The 11,452-nt window shown below is 58.9% G+C and carries 6 protein-coding genes; 1 reads left to right on the top strand and 5 read right to left on the bottom strand.

Annotated elements, in window-relative coordinates; all coding sequences use genetic code 11:
• The first annotated feature begins 343 nt into the window (after nt 1–343).
• Nucleotides 344–958, top strand: a complete 615-nt coding sequence (locus tag E1H13_RS18225) for a tetratricopeptide repeat protein (protein WP_169615290.1) — start codon at nt 344–346, stop codon at nt 956–958.
• A 256-nt stretch (nt 959–1,214) separates the two neighbouring features.
• Here E1H13_RS18225 and E1H13_RS18220 read toward each other — a convergent pair whose 3' ends face one another.
• From E1H13_RS18220 to E1H13_RS18200, 5 genes are all read right to left on the bottom strand, one after another.
• Nucleotides 1,215–4,973, bottom strand: a complete 3,759-nt coding sequence (locus E1H13_RS18220; protein WP_169615285.1) for a CHAT domain-containing protein — start codon at nt 4,971–4,973, stop codon at nt 1,215–1,217.
• Between the two features lie 357 nt (nt 4,974–5,330).
• Nucleotides 5,331–6,128, bottom strand: coding sequence for a DUF928 domain-containing protein (locus E1H13_RS18215; protein ID WP_169615283.1), 798 nt, complete (start codon nt 6,126–6,128; stop codon nt 5,331–5,333).
• A 30-nt stretch (nt 6,129–6,158) separates the two neighbouring features.
• Entirely contained in the window at nt 6,159–8,498 is a 2,340-nt protein-coding gene (locus tag E1H13_RS18210; RefSeq protein WP_169615281.1) for a CHASE2 domain-containing protein, read from the bottom strand.
• Between the two features lie 447 nt (nt 8,499–8,945).
• Nucleotides 8,946–9,941, bottom strand: a complete 996-nt coding sequence (locus E1H13_RS18205; RefSeq protein WP_169615279.1) for a DUF1822 family protein — start codon at nt 9,939–9,941, stop codon at nt 8,946–8,948.
• Nucleotides 9,942–10,095: 154 nt separating this feature from the next.
• Complete coding sequence (locus E1H13_RS18200) at nt 10,096–11,373, bottom strand: hypothetical protein (RefSeq protein WP_169615278.1); 1,278 nt, start codon at nt 11,371–11,373, stop codon at nt 10,096–10,098.
• Between the last annotated feature and the right edge of the window lie 79 nt (nt 11,374–11,452).

The following is an 11,452-nucleotide window of genomic DNA, read 5'->3' as shown; positions in this document are numbered from 1 at the left end:
CCTTGCCCGTCAGTCACTAAAAGCACAAACCCTCAGTCCCTTTCACTTAGAGGGTTTCCCGGCTTAAATCACACCCCCTATCGGCCATTTTTGTCTACTCCTGAAGATGAAATAAACCAACTCCAAGTTCAGACTACCGTAGGATGGGTTGGCGAAGCATAACCCATGGGAGGCAAGCCTTTAATGCGCTACGGCGGGGCCTAACCATTCCCACACAAGATTCTGCTGACCTACTTATAAGTAGCCGGGGCTAATCAAACGTCACACCCGCCGCTGATTTTATACCGAAGGGAGACAACCCGTCTACAAGATAATTGAGCCTACCTACTTATGCGAGCCATAAATCGATACCGCCCAGACCGCCATCGACCTGGAACCTGATAATGCCCATGCCTATGGTGTCCTGAGCTTTGCTCTGGCGAGGGATGGTCAGTCGGCGGCGGCAATCACGGCGGCTCAGCAAGCCCTCGATCGCAATCCGAACCTATCCAGTGCCTACAATTCATGGGGCATTGCCCTGGCTCACCAGGACGAGCTGACGGACGCCAAAGCTAAATATGAACGAGCGTTAGAGCTAGACCCCGACAGTGCCGCTGTTCATCACAACCTGGGGGTTTTGTTTGCTCGCCAAGAGGATCTTACAAACGCGATCGTCCACTTTGAACAGTCTCTAGAAATCAATCCCTTCCGCGCCCGCACCTATAGCGCCTTGGCTCTGACGCAAACCCAGCTAGGGCAGCTTGAAGCGGCCATGGAAAACCACGCCGAAGCCCTGCACTGGGCACCAAATGATCCGTCCATATTATTTCAACGCAGCCTGACGCAGCTAGAGCAAGGCAATCGCCAAGAGGCCATTGATTCCTTACTTAGGGCCAGAGACCTGGCCAAAGAACAAGAGCAACTGGAGCTACTGGAAATCATTGAACAGCAGCTTCGTTTCCTGGAAAGGAGTCCTTAACGCTAGAACGCCGGTTCAGATCCCAGCGGTTGACTAATGGCGGTGCCCTTCGATTGAGCAGGAAGAAACCTTGTAAGGGCGTTTCCTGGGGCTGGTGGGCAGAGCCCACCCTACGATCTGAGGCGATAGATCCCAGAGTGGCGATAGATCCCAGGGTTCTGCCCTAACATCCTCTGCAATTTATGGCTAATGGATTGAAGAACCCTGGGATCTGGGTCTACTGGGTAAGGCCGAGATTGATCAATCCTCCTGACCGCTAAAACTCCAGGGGACGCCAGTCTCCAGAGGCGATGAACGCTGCCCAGTGGTAGGGATGACGGCGGGTCGTGTCATCGCCGTGGAGCATGGCCAATTGCGCGTCCCGTAACGCCTCATGGCGACCTGCGGGATTTTCACTGTCCAGCAGCCGCTGGTAGTAGTCACTCATCAGGGTGGCGGTGCTGTCATCGGCCACATGCCAGAGGCTAACCACCTGGCTTTGCACCCCGGCCATCACCAGGGCCCGCCGCAGGCCGTAGATCCCTTCGCCGCTGCTGTTGTCGCCCACCCCAGTCTCACAGGCCGAGAGCACCACCAGTTGAGTGCCGTAGAGGTCCATGCCCGCCAGTTCCAGGGCAGTTAACAGGCCATCGTCTTCGTTGGCGTCCAGGGCAGGGCGGGGAGGATTTGCCGCCGCCAGGGCCAGCCCCGAGCGGATCAACGGGTTTTCGATGTTGAGTACCGGTGGTGGGGTATCCCCCAGGCGGCCAAATCCTGGTGCTGGGGTAAGTTCTACTTCCTGGTCGGGCAGAAAGAAGCCGTGGGTGGCAATGTGCAGAATGCTGGGGGCCTGGGCCTGCTTCACCTGGGTTTCGGTGGCTTGGCGGCCCGTGAGCACATCAAGGGGCAACGCCGTTTGCTGGAAGAGGGCTTTCAGTTCGTTCACCTCCGTCTTGGTGCCGGGCAGCGCCCCAAACGATAGGGTAGCCAGGTCAGCAGAGCGGCGGTTTTGTTGACCTCGGGTGGTGGCGGGGGTAGCGGCGATTGGGGTGTCGGCTTGGTTGTAGTCGGGGTTGGCCACAATTAGCGACGGGTTCTGGCTATTGGGCAGGGCGCCGAGGCGCACCAGGTCACGGCCCGAGGTGAGGTAAGACAGGCGGTAGTCTTCGATCAGGTAGCGATCCTGGTCGGTGACCAGGGCTTCAAAGGGAATCAGGTTGAGGGCTCCATCGGGGGAGAGCAGTAGGTGATCGACCTCGCTGAGGGAATCAGACAGGGGCTGGAGGATTTGGGCATAGAGGGCACGACCACTGGGATGGACCGTTTTTGTGGCTTCCCGGGAAGAGTCTTGGAGCGCCCACCGGAAGTCCCTCACCAGGGAAACGATTGCCTCGGCAGGGCCCAGATAAACTACCTGGGGTTCGCCTGTGGATTTGAGGATGTAGGCGGCATAGCGATCGTCTCCCCAGCGATCTATGAACTCAGCTTCAAAGTCATAGGAGCGGTACCGGACGAATTCCACTAGGGCGGCATCGTCGGGGATCTGGGCCTGCACAGCGGCGATGGTGACAGGTTCATTCACCGCCTGAAAGGCTGAACTGAGGCGATTGAGGCGACTTTCTAGATCCTGCTCTTGCTGGACGAGGTGATCGTAGCGTTGGCGGTATTGTTCGGGCTCCAGCTCCCCCTGCCCATGGGTGACCAGGGTGGCCAGTTGGCTGCGCACTGCGATCAGCTCATCCAGTTGAGCCTGGGCCTCGGGGTCATCGGCCAATTCCTGGCGCACAATTCGCAGGGAATCGGTCACTGTATCCAGGATGCGGCCCTTGCGACGTAGTAGGGTGGTCAGGCCCAGGTGGGGGGCTTGGGGGCTGTCGAGTTGTAGGGCGAGGGTGTGTATGGCGTAGGTTGTGCCAGTCAAAGTGGCCATGTAGGACTGTTTCTGGGGTTCAGAGCCAATGGCCAGCAGGCGGGCTAAGTTGGCTTCCTCGATATCAACCGCTCGGCTAAATAGGGATTCCGCCTCACTATAACGGCCCATCGTCTGATACAGCGCCGCCAGGAGATACAGACTGTCAGCGACATTAGGATGATCCTGGTCTAACTGCTGCTCACGAATCTTCAGGGCCCGCTCAACAAAGGTTTCTGCCTCGCCATAACGGCCCATATCCAGATACAGCAACGCCAGATTGTTCAGGCTGGTGGCCACACTTGGATGGTCGGGTCCTAACTGCTGCTCACGAATCTTCAGGGCCCGCTCAAATAGGGTTTCTGCCTCACTATAACGACCCATATCCAGATACAGCAACGCCAGGTTATTCAGGCTGGTGGCCACCCTTGGATGGTCGAGTCCTAATTGTGCTTCACGAATCGCTAGGGCCCGCTCAAACAGGGTTTCTGCCTCCCTATAACGGCCCATCGCTCGATACAACCCTGCCAGGTTATGCAGGCTGCCAGCCACACTCGGATGGTAGGGGCCTAACTGCGCTTCAGCAATCGCTAGGGCCCGCTCAAACAGCGGTTCTGCCTCGTCATAACGGCCCATATCCTGATACATCTCCGCCAGACCATTCAAGCTGGTGGCCACATCGGAATGATCGGGGCCTAACTGTGTTTCAACAATCGCTAGGGCCCGCTCATATAGCGGTTCTGCCTCCCCATAATGCCCCCTAGCCTGATGCAGCCACGCCAGGTTATTCAGGCTGGTGGCCACATGGGGATGGTAGGGGCCTAACTGTGCTTCAACAATCGCTAGGGCCCGCTCATATAGCGGTTCCGCCTCGCCATAACGGCTCATTTCCTGATACAGCATTGCCAGGTTATTCAGGCTTTGAGCCACATCGGAATGATCGGGGCCTAACTGTTCCTCTCGAATCGCTAGGGCCCGCTCATATAGCGGTTCTGCCTCCCCATAACGACCCATATCCTTATACAGCAACGCCAGGTTGTTCAGGCTGGTAGCTACAGCGGGATGGTCGGGGCCTAACTGTGCTTCAACAATCGCTAGGGCCCGCTCATATAGCGGTTCCGCCTCGCCATAACGACCCATAGTCCAATACAGCAATGCCAGGTTATTCAGGCTGGCAGCCACACTTGGATGGTCGGGGCCTAACTGCGCTTCATGAATCGCCAGGGCCCGCTCAAATAGGGTTTCTGCCTCCCTATAACGACCCATTGCTCGATACAAAACCGCCAGGTTATTCAGGCTGGTGGCTACACTCGGATGGTCGGGACCTAACTGCGCTTCATGAATCGCCAGGGCCCGCTTATGGAGAGGTTCCGCCTCCCTATAACGGCCCATCGCCCGATACAGCTCCGCCAGGTTATTCAGCTTGGTAGCCAAACGGGGATGGTCTGGACCTAGCTGGGTTTCAAGAATTGCCAGGGCTTGCTCATGCAGAGGCTCTGCCTCGACATATCGGCCTATTGCATGATGAAGGGCCGCTAGCCAGGATAAACTGCCAGCAGTATCAGGGTGGTTAGAGCCTAATTGCGCTTCAACAATAGCGAGGACTTGCTCAGCCAAGGGGATAGCTTCGGCGTATTGGCCGGCTTCATAGAGCTCTATGGCCTGCTGAAGTAAATCCTCCGCCTCGGCTAGCTGTGGGGATGATTCTGGTGCATTGTCCTCACTGGAACGATCCACAGCAGCATCACCACCGTTGTCTGGTTGGGGTGGCACCGCTGCCAGTTGTTCCTCCAAACGGGCCGCCTCTTCAGCTTGGCCAGTGGCTTGGTAAAGGGCTGCGAGCTGTTTCTGGCTGCTGACCATGGCCGGGTGGTCGGGGGCTAAACGGGCAGCTCGAATAGCGAGGGCGCGTTGGGATAGGCGCAGGGCCTGTTCGTAGTCTCCTGCTTCATAGAGATCGGCGGTTTGGTGGTAGAAAGAGTCGGCGACTGAGAGATAGGTTGAATCTTGATTAATTTGGGCCAGGTTAATGGGTTCGGGGTCAGGGGCAGTGGCCAATGCCGGGCTGGCCCCCACCAGGCAGGCGGCTAGACAGATCGCTGGGGAGGTTGTGAGGGGGTTCTTCATGGTGGGGGTTAAAAATCGAATGCTACCGGCTTAGGGGCTGTGCATCCCCAGGCTTGCTGTCCCTTTCTGGGCTACTAAGTACACACATCTTGGCCCTCACCCCCTCAGTCCCCCTCTCCCAAAAATGGGCGTAGCTTGCTTCTCGTAGAGTGGGGGAGGCAAGACAAGCATTTCTGGCTGTTTCCGGCCCCCCTTCCTCCCGTTTTGGGAGGAAGGGGATGGGGGATGGAGGGAAAGCCCTGCCCACAAGGGTCTCAGGACTTATGTGTACTTAGATCTAGGGCGGTGCATTGCGGCTTAACTTTAGAGGCGGGAGGTTGCCCGAAAGATGGGGCCGCGAATGCACCTTACGGGTTTTTATTCCATCACGATGGGTTGGGTGGTGAGGTCGAATTCGATGTTAAAGGTTTGCCAGTCGATCTCCAGATTTTCCAAAAATGTGGCCCATTGAGTTGCGATCGCGGAATTATCCGGCTCCATTTTGTATTGCTGGCCCAGCGTCGTTAGCGCCTCATACCACAGGCCACCCTGCTGGTAGACCGCCACCCTCTCTGCCGTCGAGTCGGCCTGGGCCAGGGTCTGTTGTAGGGCGGTGTTGGCTTCTACCCGGTGGACGGCCCCTATGACATGAAAGTCAGGAATGGGCTGGGGGGCGTTGCGGCAGTAGACTCGCAGCACCCATTGGTAGGTCACATCTGGCTCCAGGGCGGCCCCAGTTTCGGGCATCGGCAACGACACCACCCCCGGCAAGGCCTCGGGCACCGGGATATCGACGGTGGCAATGTCAGCCTCATTCACCGGGCGCACCGAGAGTTCCATGGCATCCACATCGTCGGCATCAAAGGGGACATAGGCCCAAAACGTGGGGTGGGAGGCCAGGGTCAGGGCTGGGCCATCCCCCGGAATCAGAGCAGTTAAGAAGCCAGTTTCGGTGGGGTCAAAGGTACCGCAAGACCGGCGAGTGCCTGCATCCACCTGGCGGGTCGGGGCACCCCGGTTGGCGCTAGCCGGTGGGTCAGGATCTTGAATGGGCGTTTCTGCCTTCACCTGGGCTCCAGGGGCTTCAGTTCCCTGGACCGGCTGTAGTCCCAGGCTGGTCAGCAAACCCAGGCCCATGGCTAAGCCCAAAACCGAAGGTTGGTAACGAAATTTCATGGCGAATAATCCTCGCGTAATCAAATTGGTCTAATCGTTCGTCTGGGTACGGCTCAGCAGGGATGGCATCATTGCCCCTCCCACCACACCGCCTGTCAAGGCCAGCACCGCTGGCACTAAGGGAACCCAGCCCCCCAACAAAAACAGTCCGTAGCTGCCACCATAGAGCAGCACGATCCCGGTCGCGATCGCCAGGCTACGTTTCTTCAATGACTGAACGCCCCAGGCAATGCCTCCCCCCGTCACCCCCCAGGCGACAATCCAGGCCATTTCAGCCGGGTTTGACCAGGTCCAAATTAAGGGCTGTCCGTCCAATACTGCGCTTAACAAATGGCTGGCTGCATGGGCATGGATATGAAGACCGCGCATTTTGCCGTGCCCCGCCGTAAGGTGATCATCCTTAAAGCTGGGATCTACGGTGCCGATCAGCACCAGGCGGCCTTCAATCCAGCTGGGGTCCACCTCATCGGTCAGAACCTCACCGAGGGAAACCCTTGGGGCCACCCCCTGGGCCGAGGAGCGGTAGTTCAGCATAATTTGCTCCCCAGTATCTTCTACCCCCTGATAGCCTCCGAAGTGGGGGTGGAGGCGAGGAAAGACAGTCTCTTGAAATTGAATGGCGGAAATCGACTCATCTGTCCACTCCAGCCCAATGCCTTCGCCATGGAGATAGTGGCGGACACCCTGCAGAGCCAGTGAGTATTCGGCTGGACAGTTCGATGTGGTTGCCGGCACTTGATAGAGGGACTGGCGGCGAACAACATCGTCATCATCCGCCGGAAAATTAGTAAACCCCAGGCGGATTCTGTATTGATCGGGCTGAAGTTCCGGGGGCGGACGCACCCCAAAACCTTCTTCCAGGGGTTGACTACAGGGGAACACCACCTGCTGTCGTTGTAGCAGATCGACCAAATTTTCATGGCCTTCACCCACCCTGGCTTCCCGGTAAATATCGAGGACAACGGCTCGGGGCTGATGCTCTAAGAGCTTGTCCAGGACCTGTTCTAGGGCTGCATTGGACAGGGACGCCTCGCCCCGTTCGTCCGGATCTTGGTTCGCCACATCCTCGGCAGTCACTTCTACCATCAACAGCCGATCATCCAGGCCCTGGTCCGGCTTCAGGCGCATTAGCTGGTCATAGGCCGCCAGTTCCGCCCCCTGCAACAGCCCCGCCAGGCGGGCCGCCACCACCAGGGCCGCTACCAGACCACCCCCCACCAGCGCCAACAGGGGATTAGGGCGATGGGGGGTAGGGCGATCGCGCTGGGCTAAATCGGCCCAACTGGGGGGCAGAGCAGTAGATTGCTGGTACACCATCGGCAGCCAACTGGCACAGGGAAACGCCTGCTCTGAACCTTGCAGCCGCTCCCGGGCCTGGCGCACCGCCTGGTAAAAGGGGATGTTGGCGGCAAAGGCCTGCAAAAAGTACAGCAAAAACTGCTGGGCCACCGCATCGGGCACCGGCTCCCGCATCACAATCATCTGGGGTAGGTGTAAATCCCCTAGGGCCTGGGCCAACCCCAGGCCATCGCAGGAGTTAAAAATGGCTAACTGCAGCCCCTGGGCAATCGCCCGCTGCAGACCGTAGCGCAGCTCGTCGATGGTCAGGGTGTCGGTGGCGTTGATGTACAGCCGCCCGGCCTGGGCATCGGTGGTGCTGTGACCGGCAAAAAACAAAATGTCCCAGGGTTGCTCCCACAGCTGATCGGTGAGCTGCCCCCGGTCGGGCTCCACCAAAAAGGTGACATCGGCATCGGGTAGGGCTTGCAGCAGGGCGCGATCGCGGCTGACATCAATCTCGGCACTGTGGCCCAAAATCGCCAGAATCCGCACCTTACCAGCGGTGGGGTCAGGGGTGGGGGCCGCCAACCGGTCGGCATCGGGGGGGCTAAAGGCCACCTCCACCTGGCCATAGCGCTCCACAAAGTCCCAGCGATGCCAGGGCAGATGGGCCAGGTCAGGATTGGAGCTGCGAATCAGCAGTTGAATCGGCTCATCCCGATGCAGTTCTTCCCGCAGGCGCAGGTTAATCGGCTGAAAGGGTTCCGTCTGCAACCACCGCTGAAACTGCGCAATCACCCTATCCCCCAACCGCCGACAGTCGGTCCTCAAATCCAGGGAACCATCGTGGCGAATCCGCTGGGGCCGCAGGGCCCGGGTGGGCAGCAGCAGTTGGTGGTAGACCTGTTGCCAGTCCTGGAGGGCCTGCCCCAGGGCCGGGGCTGGGGGCAACTGGCCGGTGGTTTCCACCAGGGGGGTGTAGGTGGCGGGGGTAGAGGGGGCGATCGTCAGGCTGCCCAGGGTTAGGCGCACCTGAAAGCCCTGGGTGAGATCGCCGTTGAGGGTGAGGACAACACGTTTGAGAGACATGGTAAAAGGATGAAGGCAAAAGGCAGAAGGATGAAGTAGGGTGGGCACTGCCCACCAGAACCAGAAGGCAGAAGTAGGGTGGGCACTGCCCACCAGAACCAGGGACTGGCTACCCTAGACCCCTGGGATCTGGCTGGTTATGAGTCCCCAAGATCCCAGTGGCTGACGAACAACGATGCTCTTCGATAGAGCCGGAAGAAACCCGGTGATGGCGTTTCTTGAGGGTGGTGGGCAGTGCCCACCCTACTAGAGCCCTGGGATCTGGCTTCGATAGAGCCGGAAGAAACCCGGTGATGGCGTTTCTTGAGGGTGGTGGGCAGTGCCCACCCTACTAGAGCCCTGGGATCTGGCTTCGATAGAGCCGGAAGAAACCTGGTGATGGCGTTTCTTGAGGGTGGTGGGCAGTGCCCACCCTACTAGAGCCCTGGGATCTGGTTACCGAGAGGCTTAAATCTCAAAGGCTTCGGTGAGGGTGGTGGCCCCCAGGGTGATTTGGACGCTGAAGCGATCGCCGGGCTCGCCGGTAAACTCCAGGGTTAGCTGCTCTGTGGCCCGGGACTGGGCCTGCATCACCGCTACGCCGTCTGGGTCCAGCACCGACAGGGTCAGGTCTGGGGGCAGATACTGGACTGGGGGTAGGGGGCCCAGGCTGACGGCGATCGGCCAGGGGGCGGCTTGGGGTAGCACGGCCACCGCCAGGACAATCTGCGCCTCCCCCAGGGAGGGTAGGGCCAGGGGTTTGGCTCGGCGGATCAGGGGGCGATCGCGGGTGGTCAGGTCACTGCGGGGGTTCAGGGCCAGGGTGGGCGGCTGCAATAGGCTGTCCAGGGTTTGCCAGCCCTGGTCGAGCTGGCCCTGCAGCCAGTCTTGCAGGCGGGTGAGGGCAGGAACTGGGGGGGATGTTTTCTGGGGGCGCAAGCGCTCTAGCCAGGGGGCAAAGTCTTGCAGGTCCGCCAGGGCCACGGTTTCCTGCTGCACCGATTCCACTACCCCCAACACCATCGCCGTTTCCAGGGCGTCGTCCAATTGCACGGCCACATAGCCCAGGCGATCTTCCCAGGTTTCGGGGGGGACGGCCATCACAGCGGCGTCTGGGTCCACGGGGCGACATTCCAGCCGACCTTGGCTGGGCAGCACCAGGTCGGCTGCGTCGCTACAGGTTTGAAAGATCAGATTCCAGCTATGGCTGGCCTCCAGGTCGCTGTCGATGCCCTCGACCCGAAGCAGTTCGTGGACGGCCCACACAGCCAGGGTATTGCGATACACCTGCTCAGCCTTCAGGGGCTGGCGCTGTTGGTTACAAAACTGAGCAGCCCACTGATGGGCGGTGGTGGTCAGGCGGATCATGGTAGGGCTCAGACAAGGTTTGGGGAAGGGGATATCAATAATCATGGCGGTTTTGGCCAGTCTGGTGCAATTAATCGTTTGGGTTGTCTGGGGCATTTAAGGTGACTGGGGGACAAGGTTATTGAGTGGTGGGCGGTGTCCACCCTACGAGGGCTGTGGGACAAGTTTATTGAGTGGTGGGCGGTGCCCACCCTACGAGGACTGTGGGACAGGTTTATTGAGTGGTGGGCAGTGCCCACCCTACGAAGGCTTAAGGTGGAGAACGGGTATCTGGGCAATCGTCTGGATCTTCTAAATTGTTTGGGTTGTCTGGATTGTTTGGATCTTCTAAATCGCCTGGGTTGTCTAAGTCATCTGGGTCATTGGGATCGTTTAAATCGTCTAAATCGCCCAGGTCTTCATCATCTAATTCCTCTAAATCCTGCTGAATTAGGGGGCTTAGTTTTTCCAGTTGGCGTTGGTAGAAGCTGCTGAGGGTAGGGACGGGGACGTCAACCTGCTGGGAGAAGGTGTTCCAGGGGACGCCATCCATGTAAGCCAGGGCAATTATCTGAAAGGTGACATCGGGCCTGCCTCGGATGTGCTCCTGGCAGCGGTTACGGGGATCCTTCATCAGGTATAGCCACACGCGATCGCCATCGCTAAGGGCCTTAGGGGTAGTGGGCACCGCAATCTCTTTGTCCTCCAGGGAATCCATAAAGATCTGGATGCCCAGGAGGCTATCCGCCAGAATAAACAGCAGGGCATTCGCCTGGGGTGGGTTCACAATCCGCAGGCGGGCCAGCCACAGACACCCCACCAGCACCAACAGGCCTGTGGCAAAAATAGGCGAGGCAGGATCCCAGCGCAGGCCAACCAAGAACAGCCAACGGTCTAGATCTTCCTGGCGGATTTTTTTGACGAGGCGGGTTAACCAGGCTTTGCACCGCAACCGTCGCGCCATGAAATTGCTCTTCAGGGGGTCAAGCTGGTCTTTTTCCGCCTGGCGCAGGTGAATGCCCAGCCAGTAGTTGACCCAGCCCATGAGGTTGCTGCGCTGCCGGTCGTATTGGTCAATTTTTTCGTAGACATGGCTGAGGGTAAGGCTCACAGCTTCGTCGTAGGTGGGGGAGTGGTGACGATTTCGGGCCAGCTTTTCCGAGCGCTGGATGGCCTCAATCAGCTCGTTTAGGGCCTGTCGCCGCTGGGGGCTTTCGGGGAAAAAGTCCTGGGCCTGCCAGGCCAGCCGGTTGAGGCAGTGGTCATCCAGTACGGCTCGATAGATCTGACGGCGTTTGGCCTCAACCCACTCCCGGGGGGAGAGCCGCCTGGGGTAGTGCTGGATAGCGGTGGCCAGGTCCTGGTAAAGCTGCGATCGCAGTTGCTGGTTAATCTCCATCACCACCGCCGTGGGCGATCTGGCTGAGCGATAGAAACAGGGGGTTCTCAAGATGCGGCCAATCAACTCTTCCAGGTAGCGCCGCCCCGGTTCAGTCGTCCAGGGGGTTTCCTGTACAGCGGTGATCAGCTCCTGTAGGGATAAGGTCATGGCTCCAAAGGGGGTTAGCCCAACTTGTCCGCGTGCAGGGACAGACTACCCCAGTACCTCCCGGTTAAACGGCCACGGA

The sequence above is a fragment of the Nodosilinea sp. P-1105 genome (genome assembly GCF_012911975.1).
In the GTDB taxonomy this organism is placed as follows: Bacteria; Cyanobacteriota; Cyanobacteriia; order Phormidesmidales; family Phormidesmidaceae; genus Nodosilinea.
Note: the sequence above shows the minus strand (reverse complement) of the source record. Positions and strands in the feature narration are given on the sequence as shown.

Coding starts and splice junctions, on each gene's coding strand:
- E1H13_RS18220 (WP_169615285.1), bottom strand. CDS start 4,973: ATGAAGAACCCCCTCACAACCTCCCCAGCGATCTGTCTAGCCGCCTGC.
- E1H13_RS18215 (WP_169615283.1), bottom strand. CDS start 6,128: ATGAAATTTCGTTACCAACCTTCGGTTTTGGGCTTAGCCATGGGCCTG.
- E1H13_RS18205 (WP_169615279.1), bottom strand. CDS start 9,941: ATGCCCCAGACAACCCAAACGATTAATTGCACCAGACTGGCCAAAACC.
- E1H13_RS18200 (WP_169615278.1), bottom strand. CDS start 11,373: ATGACCTTATCCCTACAGGAGCTGATCACCGCTGTACAGGAAACCCCC.
- E1H13_RS18210 (WP_169615281.1), bottom strand. CDS start 8,498: ATGTCTCTCAAACGTGTTGTCCTCACCCTCAACGGCGATCTCACCCAG.